The organism is Bradyrhizobium centrolobii (assembly GCF_001641635.1).
GTDB classification, from domain to species: domain Bacteria; phylum Pseudomonadota; class Alphaproteobacteria; order Rhizobiales; family Xanthobacteraceae; genus Bradyrhizobium; species Bradyrhizobium centrolobii.
On sequence record NZ_LUUB01000104.1, the window covers coordinates 51515 to 69456 of the forward strand.

General features: G+C 62.6%; 20 protein-coding genes. 7 read left to right on the plus strand and 13 right to left on the minus strand.

Annotation, left to right across the window (positions count from 1 at the left end):
- Positions 1–808: 808 nt before the first annotated feature.
- From AYJ54_RS37590 to AYJ54_RS37615, 6 genes are all read right to left on the minus strand, one after another.
- The gene (locus AYJ54_RS37590) at positions 809–1186 is read right to left on the minus strand and encodes a hypothetical protein (protein WP_063707257.1); all 378 of its coding nucleotides are present in this window, start codon (positions 1184–1186) and stop codon (positions 809–811) included.
- 103 nt (positions 1187–1289) lie between these two features.
- Positions 1290–1805 carry a DUF1269 domain-containing protein gene (locus tag AYJ54_RS37595; protein ID WP_063707259.1) on the minus strand — a complete coding sequence of 172 codons (516 nt, stop codon included), beginning with the start codon at positions 1803–1805 and terminating at the stop codon, positions 1290–1292.
- Between the two features lie 289 nt (positions 1806–2094).
- Complete coding sequence (locus tag AYJ54_RS37600) at positions 2095–2295, minus strand: DUF2905 domain-containing protein (RefSeq protein WP_063707261.1); 201 nt, start codon at positions 2293–2295, stop codon at positions 2095–2097.
- 205 nt (positions 2296–2500) lie between these two features.
- Positions 2501–2845 carry a 3'-5' exonuclease gene (locus tag AYJ54_RS54165; protein WP_245329223.1) on the minus strand — a complete coding sequence of 115 codons (345 nt, stop codon included), beginning with the start codon at positions 2843–2845 and terminating at the stop codon, positions 2501–2503.
- Positions 2733–3059: a 3'-5' exonuclease gene (locus AYJ54_RS54170; protein ID WP_063707265.1), complete on the minus strand. Its 327-nt coding sequence runs from the start codon at positions 3057–3059 to the stop codon at positions 2733–2735. Before AYJ54_RS54170 ends, AYJ54_RS54165 begins: the two co-directional genes overlap by 113 nt.
- Before the next feature lie 486 nt (positions 3060–3545).
- A complete protein-coding gene (locus AYJ54_RS37615) occupies positions 3546–4352 on the minus strand; it encodes a hypothetical protein (protein WP_136624206.1) in 807 nt (268 codons plus the stop codon).
- 196 nt (positions 4353–4548) lie between these two features.
- Here AYJ54_RS37615 and AYJ54_RS37620 point away from each other — a divergent pair, with 196 nt between their 5' ends.
- Positions 4549–5364 carry a HoxN/HupN/NixA family nickel/cobalt transporter gene (locus AYJ54_RS37620; protein ID WP_063707269.1) on the plus strand — a complete coding sequence of 272 codons (816 nt, stop codon included), beginning with the start codon at positions 4549–4551 and terminating at the stop codon, positions 5362–5364.
- 160 nt (positions 5365–5524) lie between these two features.
- Here the strand turns inward: AYJ54_RS37620 and AYJ54_RS50155 are convergent.
- From AYJ54_RS50155 to AYJ54_RS37645, 5 genes are all read right to left on the minus strand, one after another.
- Positions 5525–6379, minus strand: an 855-nt coding sequence (locus tag AYJ54_RS50155; protein WP_210184083.1) for a Vgb family protein, incomplete at its 5' end; no start/stop codon positions are given.
- 167 nt (positions 6380–6546) lie between these two features.
- Positions 6547–7671: a WD40/YVTN/BNR-like repeat-containing protein gene (locus AYJ54_RS37630; RefSeq protein ID WP_063707273.1), complete on the minus strand. Its 1125-nt coding sequence runs from the start codon at positions 7669–7671 to the stop codon at positions 6547–6549.
- A gap of 104 nt (positions 7672–7775) precedes the next feature.
- Complete coding sequence (locus tag AYJ54_RS37635) at positions 7776–8639, minus strand: MBL fold metallo-hydrolase (RefSeq protein ID WP_063707275.1); 864 nt, start codon at positions 8637–8639, stop codon at positions 7776–7778.
- Positions 8640–8848: 209 nt separating this feature from the next.
- Positions 8849–9403, minus strand: a complete 555-nt coding sequence (locus AYJ54_RS37640) for a hypothetical protein (RefSeq protein WP_063707277.1) — start codon at positions 9401–9403, stop codon at positions 8849–8851.
- Positions 9404–9567: 164 nt separating this feature from the next.
- Positions 9568–10404, minus strand: a complete 837-nt coding sequence (locus AYJ54_RS37645; protein ID WP_063707279.1) for a hypothetical protein — start codon at positions 10402–10404, stop codon at positions 9568–9570.
- 99 nt (positions 10405–10503) lie between these two features.
- Here AYJ54_RS37645 and AYJ54_RS50935 point away from each other — a divergent pair, with 99 nt between their 5' ends.
- Complete coding sequence (locus AYJ54_RS50935; RefSeq protein ID WP_161491931.1) at positions 10504–10665, plus strand: hypothetical protein; 162 nt, start codon at positions 10504–10506, stop codon at positions 10663–10665.
- Between the two features lie 7 nt (positions 10666–10672).
- Here AYJ54_RS50935 and AYJ54_RS37650 read toward each other — a convergent pair whose 3' ends face one another.
- Together AYJ54_RS37650 and AYJ54_RS37655 are read right to left on the minus strand one after the other, a co-directional pair.
- Positions 10673–11767 (minus strand): TatD family hydrolase, encoded by a 1095-nt coding sequence (locus AYJ54_RS37650; protein ID WP_245329224.1) that lies wholly within the window; start codon positions 11765–11767, stop codon positions 10673–10675.
- A gap of 232 nt (positions 11768–11999) precedes the next feature.
- On the minus strand, positions 12000–13373 hold the full coding sequence (locus tag AYJ54_RS37655) for an alkaline phosphatase family protein (RefSeq protein WP_063707281.1): 1374 nt from the start codon (positions 13371–13373) through the stop codon (positions 12000–12002).
- Positions 13374–13508: 135 nt separating this feature from the next.
- On the opposite strand from AYJ54_RS37655, the gene AYJ54_RS37660 reads away from it, so the two are divergent.
- From AYJ54_RS37660 to AYJ54_RS37680, 5 genes are read left to right on the plus strand one after another with little or no spacing between them, the layout of a single operon-like run.
- On the plus strand, positions 13509–14699 hold the full coding sequence (locus AYJ54_RS37660; RefSeq protein WP_063707283.1) for a 3-dehydroquinate synthase: 1191 nt from the start codon (positions 13509–13511) through the stop codon (positions 14697–14699).
- 14 nt (positions 14700–14713) lie between these two features.
- Positions 14714–15916, plus strand: a complete 1203-nt coding sequence (gene eboE, locus AYJ54_RS37665) for a metabolite traffic protein EboE (protein WP_063707285.1) — start codon at positions 14714–14716, stop codon at positions 15914–15916.
- Entirely contained in the window at positions 15916–16791 is an 876-nt protein-coding gene (locus AYJ54_RS37670; RefSeq protein ID WP_063707287.1) for a UbiA family prenyltransferase, read from the plus strand. The genes eboE and AYJ54_RS37670 overlap by 1 nt, the downstream gene beginning before the upstream one ends.
- Before the next feature lie 22 nt (positions 16792–16813).
- Positions 16814–17518 (plus strand): EboA domain-containing protein, encoded by a 705-nt coding sequence (locus AYJ54_RS37675; protein ID WP_136624208.1) that lies wholly within the window; start codon positions 16814–16816, stop codon positions 17516–17518.
- A gap of 29 nt (positions 17519–17547) precedes the next feature.
- Positions 17548–17877, plus strand: coding sequence for a c-type cytochrome (locus tag AYJ54_RS37680; protein ID WP_063707291.1), 330 nt, complete (start codon positions 17548–17550; stop codon positions 17875–17877).
- Positions 17878–17942: the final 65 nt, after the last annotated feature.

Sequence of the window (17942 nt, forward strand, 5' to 3'; positions counted from 1 at the left end):
CGCCCTCCAGGAGTCCTTCCGTGAATGGTTCGCCCGCCAATTGGCGGTCCTGGAAAAGACCACGGGGTCCAGTATTCCCGGATCGCTGCGCGGATTACCAAACCGCGGCCGGCTTGGCTGACCGGCATCGCTGAACAGGCCTAATATCAATCCTTTCACGGTGGAGAGAGCGGTTCGATTCCGCTAGGGAGCGCCAGCAAAATCAATCACTTAACGCCATACTCGCTCACCGTGTCCAACACATGGCCAATATACGCGTGTGGACGAGAAGACAGCGCGAACTGGCCGGACTGCGGGAGTTGGAGCGGCTTTGCCTGGAATGGGCTAACGACGTGGATCTCGCGCTCGCGCGCGACGGACTGCTCGCACTGGCCGCAGGTTACAAGGCGGCACAGCGGAGGCAGACGTAATCGATAGCGACTAACGCTGCAGCTGAGGGCGAGCGCACTTAGAGAGGACGATAGTTAAACTCTGGAGACAGCATTCCGGCGCTCGAGACGTGCCGACTCTGGGTGTCTGTTTACTGGCGAAGTTCGGAAGTGACAGGCCGGCAGTCAAACGCCGCTTTACTTTGCGGTAGCGCGCCGCGTCTGACTGCGCGTGCTTTGCCAGGGGCAATGTCCGATTGTCCCTGATAGATGCGGCTTAGACCGATGTAACCGTTGGTGCGTGCTGGTCGGCAAGGTATCGTGCCTAAGTCCACCTGCGCGCTCGCGACGCCAGGGAAACTCGCCAGCAATATCGCGACAACACTCGCGATCGAATAGGTTATGCCGCCTCCAAACGCAGGCAATGGATGCGAGGAGCGCTATTTGATCGTCGCGTGCACGGTGATTACCGACGTGCCAGAAGCCGTCGGCCCCTGCCCCGTTGCCTTGATGGCAAAAGTATCGGTTCCCTTGTATTTGGTCTTCGCTTTGTATTCGAACGTAGACTGATTGAGCCTTTTCAGCTTGCCGTGTGTCGGTTTTTGAGAGATGTCCGAGCCATTCACAGTGCCGCGCATCCTGATTGGGAACTGGCAACTTTCCCCGGATGCGAGGTCAATGTCGGCCATCGAATTCTCGCCCCAGTCCGCTAGCGTCCCTGAAATTGAGCATTCAGAGACGGGCCGCGCCAAAGACACAGACAGCAGGCTTGGACCGCCAGCGATAAGCACCAACGCGGCGAACTTGGACAACTGCATAGTTCGCTTCTCCGCAGAGTTGCCAGTTTACGGACATCACTCCTCAGGCACCCCCGCCATGCGCCTACCCGATTGAGAGAGCTGCAGCAGGCGAGCGCGGCCTTCAAACTGACGGCGAGGGAGGAACGGCTGCCTGGACATTAGCCAATGCCGCTTGAAGCGCCGCTTCCTTGGTGTGGTCGAGCGAAGTTTTTAACACCGTACCGCCTTCGCCCTTGAGACCTTCAAGCACTTTGTCAGCTGTTACCTTACGCACCAACACAAAGAGGGCAGCGGTTCCGGGTTGAATAGCGGCAGCGGTCTCCTTCATCCATTTGTCGTCGATGCCAACATCGGTCAGGTATCCGCCAAGGGTGCCGGATGCCGCACCTAGGGCAGCTCCCACCAGCGGCATCAGAAAGATCAGACCGATAAGCGTTCCCCAAAAAGTTCCCGAAACCGCACCCGCAGCCGTGGTGTTGATTAGCTGGTTAAGTTTGATGTGACCTTGAGCATCCTTCACCGCGACCACCGCGTCGCCAAGCTCGATCAGGTACTCTTTCTGCATCGCCAGCAATTTCTGGCGAACTTCTTCAGCCTTTGCTTCCGTGGGAAACGCAATCACGACCAGGTCGCTCATGGTAGTTCTCCTTTTGGAAGCCCGAATTGCAGGCCAAATGACTGTCGCTGGTCTTGATCTACGTCAATCTCTCACGCGAAAGCGCATGACGCTGAGGTCCGACCGCGACGCAAACAGCGCCTGTAGAGTTCCTCCTATTGCGGTCACCAAGCTCAAGCGCCGTGAGTACGTCGCCCGCGTTTGTCTTAGTTCCGCTCAGTCACAGCGCGACTGAACGTAGCCGACTGCTCCCGGCACTGTGCGATCGATCAGTCCGCTTATCCCAGTCGCTCCCAAGGTTCGCATATTGCTACCGATTCACCAGCCAGAAGATTACGCTCAGCACCACGCTGATGATGAGCGAGGTCATCAGGGGAAAGTAGAAGGAAAAGCCCGGCCGCTCGATAGCGATGTCGCCGGGAAGCCGACCGAGCCCAAGCCTGCCGATAAAGGGCCAGACGACGCCGGCGGCGAGGAGGACCAGCCCGAAGATGATGAGTGTGCGGGACATCCTAACCTCCATCAACCTAGCGTTCGACCGCCGCGAGCCGACACTTTTCTACCCCGGATCCCGGCCTCCGCTCTTTAGCTAGGGATGGTCCCCGCGACGCTGCAAGGCTTGCTCATGAATTTCGCGGCGCTTCGGGGTCAGAAGCGGAAGTCTGGGGCTGCCAAGAACTTGGTTCGCTCTGGCTCTGATAACGGACATGCCAGGGCTAAGCGGCCTGCTCCGCCTCCGCCGAGAGGCCGTCGTCGCGCTTTTTGTTAATGAGGTTCAAAAGCCGGGCTGCCGCCCGAGCGTCGCATGGCGCGCGATGGTGGTCTTCGAGCTCGATGTCGCAGATCGCGCACAACTTTCCGAGTCCGTACGATTTGTGCCCGGGATATCGACGCCGCATTCCTACGCAAGTGCAAAGCTTCGGAAAGCGGAAGCGTCGTTCGAGCCGCTCATACTCGTACGACAGAAAGCCGTAGTCGAAGTTCACGTTTGTGGCCGACGAAGATGCCGTCGCCCATGAACGCCATGAAACTGTCGGCGATTTCGTGGAACACGGGAGCATCTCGAACCATCTGGTTGGTGATGCCGGTCAGCTCGACGATCTTCGCGGGGATCGGCCGCTGCGGATTGACGAGCGAATGCCACTCGTCGACCACTTGATGGTTACGGACCTTGACTGCTCCGATTTCGGTGATGCGATCACCGGACGACCAGGCTCCCGTGGTCTCGATGTCGACGACCACGTAGTCCTGTTCCGGGTCGAATCGGTAATCCACGCGGCCGATCTCGGCTGGGAAGCCGGCGTTCTCCAGTTGGAGTCAGCAATAGTTTCAGGACCAAGAGTAGCCAGGTCCCATAACCCGACATACCGGAGTTTTGCGCTACGACCGGGGCCGGAAAGCCGCCGCCCGCGACACATTTAAGCGGGCGGCGTTCTTGTAATCCACCAGATAACGACAAAAGCCCCGGTTGAACCTTGGCGAAAAATGGAATCTGCAGTTGCTTGCAGGCACCATCCGAAAGCGTACGATTCAGGTGATTTGCAAAATTTGGAGGCACAGCATGGCTGCAGTCCTCGTTTTCAAACTCGCCATACTTCGATTAAGCGTTTTCTCGACTGTCCTCGCTTACACGCTCATTTTGGGCTTTTGAAAAAGACAGGCCGCCTCTGTTGGCGGCCTCTTCCCCGTCCGCAGTGCTTGGGCACGTTCCGAAATAAATTGAGCTTAACCGGCTCGGTCGGCGTGCGGGAACCGAGAAGCTCACTGCATGTCTCTTAGCTTATTGACATGACCCAGGCGCCGCAGCTCATTTGTGTAGCGGTGGATTTCTTGGGTACGTTCCTCTCCTTCCAAGCCTTTGATGTCAGCGCTGATTTCTGCCGCGAGAGCAAGGAACGGAAGCTGTTCGTTGTCCTGAAGGCCGAGTCGCAGGAATATCTCCCGCATCTTCAAAAGTAATATTTCCAAGAAAATGTGCGACCCGCTCGACTTCTTTTGGAATGCCTTCAGGCGGTTGATGTACTCGGGCAGCTTCAGGTCCGCGTACACCGAAGTCTGCAGGAATTGGTCAGAGAGGGATTTAGCTAGGCCATCGTTCTTGAGCTGCAAGGACAGTTTCTGCGATCCGAGGTCTCGTCGCATGACATCGGACGTGTAAACCGGAATCATAAGAAAGAACATCCGTAGAAAGCGAGCGTCCAGTTTGGCTGGAAAGTCCAATTCAAGGTTTAGATCGCCTATCTGTAGCCGCCTCTTCTCGATCACGTTCTTGAAGACAATGCAGGCATACAGAATTAGTTTGGACCAGCCGGCAAGGATTCTCGATAAGTGCTGCTCCTTCTTTTCGCGCGGGATGTTCTCCAGGTTTTTTAGAGCAACCGTATAGGCACGCAGGCTCAGAACCCAACCCGGTAGCGTTCCGACGACCTCTGAGCGATGTGCTTGAGGCTTCACATCTTCGCTGTCTGGCGCCTGCAAGGACACCGCTTCATCTCGCTCTGCCGGTGAGGCGCTTGTTAGTTGCTTTTCGATGCTGCTCGTAAACTCCTCGACGTCCGTCTTCTTCACTGCAGGGACCGACAGGGTCTCCAAAAGCTACGGGAAAAAGCCACGGTAACCGGCTCGCTTATCAACGCGCCGACGGTGGGCCAATGTGGATCACGCGCATCTCGGGCCGGTTCGGAGACAATGAGCGGCATAACCAGAGCCGATATGCTACTATCCACGCCTAGTAACGCCTTGGCCGCCAGTGAAGGTTGCCTGAATGCGGGAATTCCTGTTCTTCGTCGCATCGAGCTTCTGGGCGGGCGCTGCGCATGCGGCGACGCCGGGGCACGGCAAGACCATCGCGGCCGCTTACATCGTTGGCGCGCGCGGCAAGCCGATCGACGCGGTGATCCTTGGAATTTTCGTCACTCTGTCCCACACCAGCGGGATCGTGCTGGTCGGCGTGCTCGCCTCGCTCGGCTCGACCTGGCTGCGGCCGCAGCGCATCGAAGCCTATTTGGCGGTTGCGGTCGGTATCCTGGTGATCGTGCTCGGCCTATGGATGCTGTGGGCGCAGCGCGATCTTGTGGCGCTCGCCATGGGCGAAGCCGGCGAGCCGGGCGATGGCACCAGCCGCGCGCGGGATCACAATCACCACCATGCTCACGACCATCTGCGTGGCCATGAGCACGGCGAGCCTGTGGCCTGGCATAGCCACGGATTCGGCAAGGTCCACGCCCATCGACTGGACGTCGTGGTCGAGAACCGTCCGAAACTGCCTGTGCTGCTGGCGCTGGGTATTGCGGGCGGCCTGCTCCCCGATCCAGCCGCGCTGGCGCTGTTGCTCGGCGCGCTGTCGAGCGGAAAAGTTCTGCTCGGCTTGGTCACGGTCGTGGTGTTCAGCCTCGGCTTCGCGGCGACGCTGGTGGTGGTCGGCATCGTCGCCGCGAAAGTCGGCGAAAAGGTGCTCGACTGGCTGGCCAGCATCTGGATGATCCGCCTGCAGATCGCCACCAGTCTGCTGATCGTCGGCATGGGCGTGGTACTGACCATCCGCGCCGCGTCCGAACTGGCGGCGTTGCCGGCGGGCTGAATGTTTAGAGCGCGAGGGCCTTTCTTCGATGTGGCATCCCGCTCTACCTTTTTGTTCGAGCATGATTTTTTCGGAAGACCGGCACCCGCACTCTTGGGGATTTAGAATTCCTATTGGGTTTGCCGCGAGTCCGATTGGAATTTCAAATCCACCGCATTGGCTACCGCGCAACCGCATGCCTGGCCGGCAGCATGCCGACAAACCCGCTGATGTCGGCGTACCAGACATTGCCGTCGCGATCGACGGCGATGCTGAACGGTCGGGCATTGTCGCGGGGAAGCGCAAAGATCTCGATGTGGCCGTTGCGCAGCCGCCCGAGGCTCGCGCGGCGCATCATACCAAACCAGACGTCGTCATTGGGAGCCACGGCAATGCCGCTGAGACCGGCATTTTCCGGACCCGCCTCGACATCCGAGAATTGTCCATCCTTGAATCGTCCGATGCGGTTGGCGCGAAACTGCAGAAACCACACCGAGCCGTCGGAGCCGACCGCGACGTCAGTCGGCACGGCGCCGCCACGCGGGAGGTCGAATGTCCTGCTGGTGCCGTCGACGGCGAGGTGGAGCAGCTGGTTGCCGTTCTGCAGTGTGGCCCATATGTCGCCGTCGGCCGTCACTGCAACCCCATAGGGTCCGCCGCGCGCGGACTCGATCTGATAGCGGGTAAAAACTCCGTCCTTCAGCTTGCTCAAGCCATAGCCCGTCGGATCGGCGAACCAGGCGGCGCCGTCAGGCGCGATCACAAGCCGTCCGAGGCGAGTGATCGGAGTGTCCAGCACAAACCGTGCGATCTCGCCTACGCTGCTGATGCGCGCAATGGCGCGCGCGGCGAGGTCCGTGTACCAGGCGCTGCCGTCCGTCGCGACGGCGAGCCCGAGCGGCTCGATGTTGCGGCTCGATGTGGGCAGTCGCTCGATGCGGCCGTTGCGCAGACGGCCAATCGCATTGGCATGGTCGATGGTGAACCAGATGCTGCCGTCAATGCCCGCCGCAATCGCGATCGGCGCATCTTGCGGNGCTCGTCCATGCGGTACTCGACGAATTTTTCCTCCGGGACGGCGCGGACCAGCAGAAGCGCGCCTCCCACCAGGACCGCGATGCCGAGCGCCGCGGTTAGTGTCCCGATTTTGAAGTTCGCAAGCATTCGCGGCACACTCCGTACGAACCTCGGTTCCCACGCGAATCAACGCGGCGAACGCGCGGCGGCGCGCCGGCGCGACAGATGTAGCGCCGCAAGACAGCCGCCGATCAGCACCAGCACACAGAACGAGACCCCGCCGACGAGGCTGATCGGTTCGATGCGCGCCAGCAGGTTGCCGCCTTCGCGGGCCATTCGCCAGACTTCCGCATAGGGCATCAGCGAGAAGACCGCGTAAATGACGCCTGCATCGTTTGGATCCCGGGCGAGGGGCCCGGACTCGATATGGGTTGGAAGGTTGTCTTCTTTCGGCGCCCAAGATTCGCCGCCGTCGTCGCTGCGATAGATTCCGCGATCGGAGGAGATGACCAGGGTCGTCGCGTCTGCGCTGGCTGCAATGCCGCGCACTCTGGCTCTCGCCTCAGGCAGCGAACGTCCGACGGAATGCCAACCGGAGCCGAGATCGTCGCTGACCGCCATCCGGCCGCCCGCCGCCGCCCAGATGCGTTGCGGCCGGCTGGCATCGGTCGCGATCGTGTCGACCGGCGCATCTGCGCCGCCGAAGCCGGTGTTGCGCCAAGTGCGCCCCCCATCATGGCTGATCATCGCCCGTCCGTCGATCACGGCCGCCAGAATGTCGGCCGATCCCGGGATCGTCACCAGCGCCGTCATCTCGCCGATCTCTGGGACTCGGGGCACGACCGCATAGGTGCGGCCGCCGTCCTCGCTCGCGAACAGCGCCCTCCAGCCGAGCAGATAGAAACGATGGTTAGCCGGCCCGGCGACCAGCGCCCGCGCCGGGATTGCGGACCCCGGGATCTCGGCGCGCAGCCAACCCTCCCGGTCACGACGAAACACGCCGCTGGCTGCCGCACACACGGTCAGCTCGCCGTCTGGCGAGAAGGCGAGCGCAAATACCGCGCCGATGATGACGTCGCGCGCCTCCGGAGCCCAGCTCCGCCCTCCATTGTGCGAAGTCAGGATTCCGAGATCGGTGCCAACCAGCAGGTGGGACGAATCGCGTGGATCGACCGCAATGACGAGCGCCGCATTGAGAAACAGGCCGACATCCGCATTCAACCAGGCGGCGCCAAGATCGCGAGAGCGAAACACGCCGCCATAGCTGCTCGCGTCATGCGCCGACGCGCTGCTAGCCAGGAGAGACGCCACGCAGACAAGCCAGATGGTCAGCCGACGCAGGCCGAATTGCTCTTTTCCAATCCCACGATGAAGCGGTCGGGGTGGGGAGGCTGGTCCCAACCCGACAACACCGGTCATGGCTTGCGCGATTTTTCACCCGGCGCCAGCGTGATCTCGGCCATGCGTCCGCCGTTCAGCGCCTCCCAGGAATTCTTCGTCAGCGGATATTTGTCAGTGTAGCTCAGCGGCTCGTGAGCGGAGACGCAGTTGTTGTAGCCGCCGGTAATCTTGTAGCACTTCTCGTAGGCGAGAAACTGCTGGACCGTATCGGTCTGCTGCACGTTCGCCGTCATCCAATCGCGGATGGCCTCGTACGACGAGAACGCGTCCGAGCCGAACACCAGCTTGCCGATGGCGGTCGGCACCTCAAGCAGCTGCGAGCCGGCCGTATGGGCGCGAAATGCCGGATGAATCCGCACGCCGGGCAGGATCTCCATCTCGCCATCAACGATCACCGCCTTGCCCTTCAGCACCTTGCCGTAGACCTCCTCGATTGTGAGCGGCATGTAGCCGCAAGCGGGGGTACGGTAGCAGCCGCCGGGATCGGAGTTGATCGCCCGGATGTGCGGCTCCGGATAGTTGAGCGCCCACTCAATCGCCTTGAGCTCCTCGCGTTGCACGTAAAGCACGGCATTGGGCAGATCGGACAATTGGCCGGCATGGTCCCAGTGCGCGTGTCCGATTACCACCTTCGTAACATCGGCGGCATTGAAGCCGAGAACCTTCAGCTGGTCGGGCAGCGGAGCCCAGTGGTCCGACCCGGTCATCTTGAGATATTCCTGCTGCTTCCAGCCGGTATCGTAGAGGACCAACTCATTGCCGCACTTGATCACGCCGATGTTCACCGGCAGATCGACGGTTGGAATGCTGCTCTCCGGCTTGTTGCTGCCGGGCACGAATGCGCGATCCGGCATGAACGCTCCGAACGGTACTTTCATGAAACGGCTGCTCTCAATCAGCCATACCGAGCAGACCGGTTGCTGGGCCTGCGCTGCCGCGTCGAAGAGGCAAACCAGTGCCGCTATTAGAGCCGTCCATGCGAACGGACGAATTCTTAACGAGCGTTTTCTCATTGCCTTCCTCCCTACAGTTAGATTCTGATTGAGATCGGAATGCGCTTGTCTCTTTTCCTTGATCCGATTGCCACTTAGTGCGGCTTGTATTGTCCCGGCCACAGCACTTCGCCGACGCGCAGCATGTCTTCAGAGGCCCTCACATCCAGCCGGTGGGCGACGTCGAGACGCTGCGAGTCGCCGTCCTCGATGAATTTCAGCATCTCGGCTGCAGCGTTGGCGTAGAGCGCCAATGCTTCGACGTACTGCCCGTGCGTCTTTGACAGTGAAGGCGGCGGGCTCATGGTGCGGACCTCAATTTCAGCATCATGAAAGAATTTCGCCAGCGGCTCGATGCTCCGCGCGAGCGCGCGGGCGTCCCGATTCTCGGTCTGATAAGCGATGCCGGCAAAGCTCATTGCCACCGCCGAGCGAGTCGCCTCCCGGTGGACGGCCCACAAGGCCGTGGCGAAGCGTTCCTCGTCCGCTGTCAATGCCGGCGGTTGGGGTTTCTCGGCTCGCGTGCCGACAGTTTGCGCCGCCGGTTGCACCACCGACTGCGGCCGCATCTCGTGCAGCCACACAGCACCCACGGTTGCCGCGAGCACCAGAACGATGCCGGCCAGCAACAACGACCGCGCACCGGGCATGCCAATCGTCTGAATGGCGCATCCTCCATCTTATCAATGATTATTTCAATGATTATTGCGACATTTTATCTTATCCCTCGGTTTCGATCGGTCAACCGGTACGGGCGGCGAAGCAGACCTGCGCGCACTTGTGGCTTACCGCTGCCCCCAAACCGTTCGCCAGGTCAACGGGGCTGCCAGGTCGGCGCGTCGCTGAACAGGCCGCCGTCAGCAAAGCCGATGCCGTAGATCAGGAACACCCCGAAGACGAAGCTGACCAGGCCCGATGCCACGCGGAGCCGCCAATTTAATATCGGAAGATTGACCGCGGTGAACGCGAACGGTGCCGACAGGATCAGCGTGATCAGCATCATTCCGACGATAGTGCCGAGCCCGAACAGCAGCAGGTAGCCGAGCGCGGCCATCGGTTCGCGGATGATGGACAGGACCATCAGGGCGACGGCGGCCGATCCTGCTAGGCCATGCACGAGGCCGACGGCGAAGGGGCGCAGCCACTCGTAGAAAGCGAGCCGGCCGAGCCCGCTGCGGTCGAGCCGCGCCAGCGGCGTGTCCTCCTCGGCGTGCCCGTGGGCACCGGGGGCGTGACCGTGCGGGTGCCGGTGCACGTAGTCGCCATGCGCATGCGGGTGCTCATGGAAGTCGAGCGCATTTCCGCCGGGGACGCCCGCATGCACATGGGCCGTGCCGACCGCGCGACCCATCCCTGTCAGGGTGAGAACGCCGAGCAGGACCAGCATGATGCCGACGGCGAACTCCATTGACAGGCCGAGCTGTGGCGGAATGACGACCCCGAACACGATGATCGCAGCGCCGACGGCCATAACCGTGAGGGTGTGCCCGACGCCCCAGGCAGCACCGATCAGCGCCGAGCCCGCGATGCTGTGCTGGCGACTGACGATCGTCGCAATGGCGACCACGTGGTCGGCGTCGGTCGCATGCCGCATCCCGAGGAAGAAGCCGAGAAACAGGAACGACACGATACTCGGGGCGATTCCGGTCATTGCGCACGCGCCGTGATCGTTATTTCGGCCGCATTATGCAGGGTTTCGATCGGACGCCAATTCCCAAATGCGCTGCGTCCGGTGGCACGGCTGCTTTGGATGGAGCGGATGATGGCCGCGGCCGGAGTCGATGTTTCCGCCGCCCAGGACAATGACGCCTGGCTGCTACCGATCCCGGCGACACTCATTGTCGGCGGCGACGGAGTGATCCCGCGCATGGGGATTGAGGACATGCCGGCGGCGCGGCGCTGCGTGCCCTGATCGCCGATCAGGCAATCGTAAGGTTACCGGAGAGCGGACCGACGGGCGCCTCAATGCGCGGGGTCTGGCCGCCGCGCAGCACGCTGTTACCCTCAAACAGCGTGCGCTGGTCGATGGGCGCCGGATTGAGCCAATCCTGCTCCTTCATGACGCCAGAGAGGCCATAGGCGGCCAGCGCATTTTCGTACGTGACCTTGCGGATCGTGGCGGCCGGAATGCCGCGTTGTGCCATCAACGCGGCGGTCTTCGGCACGGCAAGCGAGTCCGAGACGCCCCAGTCGCAGGCGGAATCGACAATGATGCGCTCGGGTCCGAACTGTCGGACCAGCTCGGTCATGCGCTCGTTTCCCATCTTTGTGTGCGGATAGATCGAGAACGCCGCGAAATAGCCGCGGTCCAGCACATCGCGGACGGTCTCCTCATTATTATGGTCAATCACGCAACGGCCCGGGTCGAACCGGTGCTCGCTGAGCACGTCCATGGTCCGCGATGTTCCGCGTTTCTTGTCGCGATGCGGCGTATGGATCATGATGGGAAGATCAACCTCCTTGGCGAGCTCGATCTGCTGGCGCAAATATTTGTCTTCAAGGGCGGTCTGCTCGTCATAACCGAGCTCGCCGATGGCGACGACGCTTTCCTTCGCGGCGAAGTGCGGCAGCACCTCCATGATGGCTTCCGCCAGCGCCTCGTTGTTGGCCTCCTTCGGGTTGAGCCCAATGCAGCAATAGTGGCGGATGCCGAACTGGCCGGCGCGGAATTTTTCGAAGCCGATAATGCTGGAGAGATAGTCAACATAGCTGCCGAGATTAGTCCGCGGCTGGCCGATCCAGAACGCCGGCTCGATCACCGCCACCACGCCGGCGCGCGCCATGGCCTCGTAGTCCGCGGTGGTGCGCGAGATCATGTGTGCATGCGGATCGATGAACATGGTGCCGGCTGCAGCCGGCATCAGGTATCCCTGTGTGTCGGCCTGAAGCCGCATCGCGCCGTCCTGGCCCCGCAGCGACAGGCGCGCGCCGCAGCACGGGCACAGGAGTTCGGAGCGCTCCCGCGCCTCGCCCGATCCTGTGGCTCCTTCGAAGGCGGTAAATTGTTGCGACATGCCGCGCCTCCGTTTTTGTTGCTTCTGCGGCGTGACGACGAGAAATCGTTTCGGTGCCTCGTAATATCTAGCATGACCCGGGACGTTTGAACACGGAAGACAAGGGCATGTAGACATTCATAGCCTGTCAGCCACGCTGCCGCATTTGGCCGATCCGGTTGGAGTCGATCGACGGCCGTACCAGGGCGTACAGCCGAGATCGGCGAGGCACGGGCGCCCTTGTCCGCGGGCGTCAATCGAAGACGTGCGCCAGGATGATCGTTTTGACCGCCGCCGCCGCGATCGGCCCATCCGGCACGAGGCTCGGCTCGCTCGAGATCAACAGCGGACCGCGTGCCGGATCGTCCACGATCCGCCCATGAGAGCCGCGCACGAGGGTGGCATCGAGCGGGATCACGTCCATGACGGTGCGCAGCCCAAGCGCCCGCTTGGCCAGGCGCCAACCCAGCGCCAGCCTTGGAAACGAGATGGCGGGGTCGAGAAAGAGCTCGACCGGATCATACCCCGGCTTGCGATGGATCTCGACCAGGCGGGCGAAATCCGGAGCGCGCCGATCGTCAATCCAGTAGTAGTATGTGAACCACGCATCGGGGCGCGCTAGCGCAACGAGCTCGCCCGAGCGCGCGTGATCGATACCAAGCCCGTGCTGCTCGCGCCGGTCGAACACGCCGTCAACGCCTGGCAGCGCCGCAACGATGCGACGGACCTCCTCGATCAGTGTCGGTTCCGAAATATAGAGATGGGCGATCTGATGATCGGCCAACGCAAACGCCCGCGACTGCGGGATATCGAGCACCTCGCCACCATCCTCGGTGCGCACCGCCAGGAGCCCGGCCCGACGCAAGGCTCTGTTGACGTGGATCGGCATGCTGACGGCCGTGATCCCGTACTCGGACAGCACGATCACCCGCGCTCCCTCCCGCTCGGCATCGGCGATGAGCGTGCCAGCAACAGCATCGATCTCCTGCAGACTTCTTGCAGTCCGAGGATCGTCGGGCCCAAGGCGCTGTAGGTCGTAATCGAGGTGCGGCAGATAGACCAGCGTCAGGGTCGGGGTTCGGGTGCGCCTGACATGCAGGGCCGCATCGGCGATCCAGCGCGATGATACGATGGAGGTCCCTGGCCCCCAGAACTGGAAAAGGGGAAAGACGCCAAGCTCGCGCGTCAGCTCCTCACGGAGCGCTGCAGGTTGCGCATAGCAGTCAGGCATCTTGCGCCCGTCCGACTTGTAGATCGGCCGAGGCGTGAGACCGACGTCGTGACTCGCCCCCATATTATACCACCAGAACAGATTGGCGGTGGTGAACCCGGGATCGCGCCGCTTGCCTGCCTCCCAGACCTTCTCCCCGGCAACAAGCCGGTTTGACTGTCGCCACAGCCAAACTTCAAGCAGGTCGCGAAATAGCCAGCCATTCGCGACGATGCCGTGGTCGCGCGGCAGGCTGCCAGTCATGAAGGTTGCCTGCACGGTACACGTGACCGCGGGCGTCACTGTGTCAAGCGGACGCACGGCACCTGCGCGCGCAAGCGCCGACAGATGTGGCGTGTTGGGCCCGAGATGGCTTGGCGTCAGGCCGACTACAAGGATGACAATCGTCTTCCGCATTGGCACACCATCGCGCGGTCTCTTGATGTTCGAGGGGAATTGACAGGCTAGGCGTGGCGATGAAGACTACACTCTTCGATGCGTCCGTAAAGAAAGCTGCAACTGCTCGCGCGCATCGAGGGGAGGAGCGCGTCGATGCTCGACCCGGAACCCGACGTTCCGCGGACGGAAACGTTCGCGCAGACGTTCTCGATCAGATACGACTATCCGGTCCATTTCACGCGCGATCTTTTTGATCCGCGCAATCCGTGTCTTCGTCAGGTGCTGATGCCTGGCCCGTTGGCCCGGCCTCAGCGTCTCGCCGTGTTCATCGACGAAGGCGTGACAATCGCATGGCCGCAGCTTGCAGGCCGCATCACCGACTATGGCGCCGCGCACGCCGCCGCGATGGAGCTCGTGGGAGACATTGTCATCGTTCCGGGCGGCGAGGCCGTCAAGAACCAGCACGATTGCGTGGAGGCCGTTCTCAAGGACCTCTCGGCGCGGCATATCGATCGGCAGTCCTATGCGCTTGCCATCGGTGGCGGCGCCGTGCTCGATGCGGTGGGATTTGCCGCTGCGATATTCCATCGCGGCGTGCGCCACGTCCGCTGCCCTACCACGGTGCTCGCGCAAAGCGATTCCGGCGTCGGAGTGAAGAACGGGATCAATGCTTTCGGTCTCAAGAATCTGCTCGGAACCTTTGCGCCGCCCTTCGCGGTGATCAACGACCAGGCTTTTCTTGACGTGCTGCCGGCGCGCGACAAGCGGGCCGGCATGGCCGAGGCCGTCAAGGTCGCCTTGATCCGCGATGGCGCTTTCTTTGACTGGATCGAGCGCAAGGCCGCGGCGCTCGCGGCCTTCGAGCCGAACGCGCTCAAGACGCTGGTGCGGCGTTGCGCGAGGCTCCATATGCGCCAGATCGCGAGCGGCGGCGATCCCTTCGAGAGCGGCTCGGCGCGCCCCCTGGACTTCGGTCACTGGTCTGCCCACAAGCTCGAGACGCTCACGCGCCACACCCTGCGCCATGGCGAGGCGGTGGCGATCGGCATTGCGCTTGACTCGCGCTATTCGGTGCTCGCCGGCCTGTTGCCGGAGGGCGAGGACACGCGCATTGTCCGGCTGCTACAGGCGCTCGGGTTCACGCTTTGGGACGATGCGCTCGACCTCAGGGACGGGAGTGGCCGCCGGCGCATCATCGCCGGGATCGGCGATTTCCAGGAGCATCTGGGCGGCGAGCTGACCATCACGCTTCTCGCAGCGATCGGGCTTGGTGTCGAAGTCCATGCGATGGACGACGAACGGATCGAAAGAGCTATCGCATGGCTCAAGGCACGTGCCCGATAAGAGGGACGGCATTCATGCATCTCAGTCACTTATCTGGCGGCGCGCATCTCACCTACTGTACGAATATCCACGCGGGCGAGAGCTGGGATGAGGTGCGCCAGAGCCTCGAGGCTCATGTCCCACACATCAAGGCAAGGGTCTCGCCGCACAGTGCATTCGGACTTGGTCTTCGGCTCTCGGGGATCGCCGCCGAGGCGTTGAGCGCGCCAGCGGTGCTTGACGAGTTTCGCGCGTTTCTCGACCGCGAAAATCTCTACGTCTTCACCATTAACGCTTTTCCCTATGGCCCATTCCATGGGCGCCGCGTGAAGGAGGATGTCTATCAACCGGATTGGCTCACGCCGGAGCGGCTGAGCTACTCCGATCGCGCCGCCGAGATACTGGCGATGCTTCTGCCGGACGGGATGGTCGGCTCGGTGTCGACGGTCCCGGGGACGTTCAAGGCGGTAGCGGCGGCGCGGCCAGACGCCGCGAGGGCGATGGCCGACGCGCTCGCTCGCCACGTTGCCACGCTCGTCTCACTGCGGCGCCGAACCGGCCGCGAGATCGTACTCGCCCTCGAGCCCGAGCCATGCTGCTTTCTTGAGACCGTCGAGGAAACGATCGCGTTCTTTTGCGATCATCTCCACACTGATGCCAGCGCCGCAATCGTTGCGGACCAGACAGGCACGTCGCCCGCCGCCGCGCACGACGCGTTGCGGCGCCATCTCGGCGTCTGCTATGACGTCTGCCACGGTGCGGTGGAATTCGAGGAGCCGGCGCGCGCCTTCGCGCAGCTCGGCGAAGCTGGCATCCGGATCGGAAAGCTGCAGCTGAGCTCGGCGCTGCGAGTGCCCGAGATCGATGCCAACACCGAAAGAACGCTCACGGCGTTCAATGACGGCGTCTACCTGCATCAGGTCGTACAACGGCGGAACGGCTCGCTGGTTCGCTATGTCGACCTGGAGCCCGCGTTTGCGGCGCTGCGCGCCGGAAAGGCCGGGGGCGAGTGGCGCGTCCATTGTCACGTGCCCGTGTTCCTGGAGATCGCCGGGGGCTTTCATTCGACGCAACCGACGCTGAAGGCGGCGCTTGCTGCCGCCAAGTCGGCCTTTGTCGCACCCCATTTCGAGGTCGAAACCTATACGTGGGATGTGCTGCCGCCTGAGCTGCGCCAGTCGAGCCGGGCGGATGCGATCGCGCGCGAGATGCTCTGGGTGCTCGAGGAGCTGTCCTGATGGCGATGACGGCACAGCGCCCCCTGTCGGTGACGGCTCTGCTGACGCTTGGCCGGGTGTCAAACCTGCCGACGGTGTGGACCAACGTCCTCACCGGGGCGGTGCTCGCCGGTGGGCCGTGGCACGACGGCCGAACCGGCATCGTGCTGGTGGCGATGTCGCTGTTCTATGTCGGGGGCATGTATCTCAACGATTACTTCGATCGCGGCATCGATGCGCGCGAGCGCCCGGGACGGCCGATCCCAGCCGGAGACGTGGCAGCGGACCTCGTCGCGGCCATCGGGTTCGGCCTGCTCGCCGCGGGCGTCGCACTGCTGGCCACTATCGGCTTGGCAGCCGCGATCTGTGGCCTTGGGCTCGCCGCGCTCATCGTCGCATACGATCTGTTCCACAAAGGCAATCCTGTTGCTCCGGTGATGATGGGTGCCTGCCGCATGCTGGTCTATCTCGGCGCCGCCGCTGCGACGACGGGCAGTATCCCCGAATTTGTTGTGATCGCTTCGCTTGCCCTTCTCGCCTACATCACCGGCCTGACCTACGCCGCCAGGCAAGAGAGTCTCGACCGTGTGGGCAATCTCTGGCCACTCGTTGCGCTTTCAGCGCCAATGATCATCGCGTTGCCGGCACTCGCTCGGGGGCCGCTGTCAGCCGTGATCTATATCGCTCTGATCTGCTGGACGACCGCCGCGGTCTACCTCCTGGCGCGACGGCCCGCGCCCGGAGCGGTCTCGCGTGCCGTCGCCGCCCTCATCGCCGGCGTCTCGCTGGTTGATGCCGCACTGATCGCGAGCGCCGGTGCGAGCGCGCCGGCCCTGCTGGCGGTTGCCGGCTTCGCGGCCACCGTCCTGCTACAACGATATATCGCGGGGACCTGACGCCCTGGCGATGGAGACCACAATGGATCCGCGTGGCCCGACCAGTGCCGAACCTGCATCGATCATGGCGCTTCTGCTGCGCTGGCTTTCCCGTCAGCTCTCGCCCGAAGCAATGGGCTGGCTCGCGGCCGAACTCGAACGCCAGCGCATGACCGTCGACGTGCGACGGCTAGCGCTTTCGCTCGGTCTTGTGGGACGCAAGGTCGGCCGCACCGATCTGACACTCGACCCCGACGATGAATTGGCAGCGCAGCGACTGCGCGCCGGCTGGCAGCCGCGCCTGTGGGGCACTGACGAGGCGGCGCGCGTCGCCCTCCTCATTGCCACATATCGCGGCGATGATCAGCCCTTTGCGGCGCGCATCGACCGGCTGTGCACGACAGCCGAGGTCACAGAGCACGTGGCCTATCTGAAGGGTTTCGCGGTCTTTCCGGCCGGCCGGCAGCTCCATGACCGGGCGCGCGAAGGCGTGCGCTCGTCGATCGGACCGGTGCTCGAGGCAATTGCCTGCCATAACCCGTATCCGTTCGATTATTTTGATGAGGCTGCCTGGAATCAGATGGTGGTGAAATGCGTGTTCACCGGAGCGTCGATCAACAGCATCGTCGGCCTTGAGCAGCGTCGCAACCCCGAGCTGCTGCAGATGCTCCGTGATTTGGTTTCCGAACGGCATGCGGCCGGCCGCAGCGTGCCGGATGCGGTTCTCGCGTATGTCGGCAGTGGATGATCCGAATGTGTCGGCACTTGTCTGCTATCATGGCCTGGCTCGTCCTCTGGGCGACGCCGCTCCTCGCTGGAAACGCCCAGCACGGCGAGGTCCTCTACCAGCGTTATTGCTCAGGGTGTCACGGCGCCGACGGTCGCGGCGGCGGCAAAGGCTTCATGCCCCACGTCGGAGCCCTGACGCGGAAAGGCTACATCGACCTGATCGATGATGCCTCCCTCGCCATGGTGATCGCGGAGGGTGGCGAGGCGATGGGCAAGAGCGGATTCATGCCTTCCTGGAAGGCGACCCTGTCGAAGGACGACATCGCGGATGTCATCGCGTACGTCCGAACCCTGCCCTTGTCCGATGGGCCTCAATGAAGAACCGATCCGAACGCACGGATCCGAACGGAAACAAAAACAACCAGGAAAGCAAACACACTTAG

Excerpts from the sequence above, each read along its gene's own strand:
- AYJ54_RS37620 (WP_063707269.1), top strand. The coding sequence starts at position 4,549 with ATGCGGGAATTCCTGTTCTTCGTCGCATCGAGCTTCTGGGCGGGCGCT.
- AYJ54_RS37650 (WP_245329224.1), bottom strand. The coding sequence starts at position 11,767 with ATGTCGCAACAATTTACCGCCTTCGAAGGAGCCACAGGATCGGGCGAG.
- AYJ54_RS37675 (WP_136624208.1), top strand. The coding sequence starts at position 16,814 with ATGGATCCGCGTGGCCCGACCAGTGCCGAACCTGCATCGATCATGGCG.
- AYJ54_RS37670 (WP_063707287.1), top strand. The coding sequence starts at position 15,916 with ATGGCGATGACGGCACAGCGCCCCCTGTCGGTGACGGCTCTGCTGACG.
- AYJ54_RS37600 (WP_063707261.1), bottom strand. The coding sequence starts at position 2,295 with ATGTCCCGCACACTCATCATCTTCGGGCTGGTCCTCCTCGCCGCCGGC.
- AYJ54_RS37655 (WP_063707281.1), bottom strand. The coding sequence starts at position 13,373 with ATGCGGAAGACGATTGTCATCCTTGTAGTCGGCCTGACGCCAAGCCAT.
- AYJ54_RS37640 (WP_063707277.1), bottom strand. The coding sequence starts at position 9,403 with ATGCCCGGTGCGCGGTCGTTGTTGCTGGCCGGCATCGTTCTGGTGCTC.
- AYJ54_RS50935 (WP_161491931.1), top strand. The coding sequence starts at position 10,504 with ATGGAGCGGATGATGGCCGCGGCCGGAGTCGATGTTTCCGCCGCCCAG.
- AYJ54_RS37590 (WP_063707257.1), bottom strand. The coding sequence starts at position 1,186 with ATGCAGTTGTCCAAGTTCGCCGCGTTGGTGCTTATCGCTGGCGGTCCA.
- AYJ54_RS54165 (WP_245329223.1), bottom strand. The coding sequence starts at position 2,845 with ATGCTCCCGTGTTCCACGAAATCGCCGACAGTTTCATGGCGTTCATGG.
- AYJ54_RS37680 (WP_063707291.1), top strand. The coding sequence starts at position 17,548 with ATGGCCTGGCTCGTCCTCTGGGCGACGCCGCTCCTCGCTGGAAACGCC.
- AYJ54_RS37645 (WP_063707279.1), bottom strand. The coding sequence starts at position 10,404 with ATGACCGGAATCGCCCCGAGTATCGTGTCGTTCCTGTTTCTCGGCTTC.
- eboE (WP_063707285.1), top strand. The coding sequence starts at position 14,714 with ATGCATCTCAGTCACTTATCTGGCGGCGCGCATCTCACCTACTGTACG.
- AYJ54_RS37595 (WP_063707259.1), bottom strand. The coding sequence starts at position 1,805 with ATGAGCGACCTGGTCGTGATTGCGTTTCCCACGGAAGCAAAGGCTGAA.
- AYJ54_RS37635 (WP_063707275.1), bottom strand. The coding sequence starts at position 8,639 with ATGAAAGTACCGTTCGGAGCGTTCATGCCGGATCGCGCATTCGTGCCC.
- AYJ54_RS37660 (WP_063707283.1), top strand. The coding sequence starts at position 13,509 with ATGCTCGACCCGGAACCCGACGTTCCGCGGACGGAAACGTTCGCGCAG.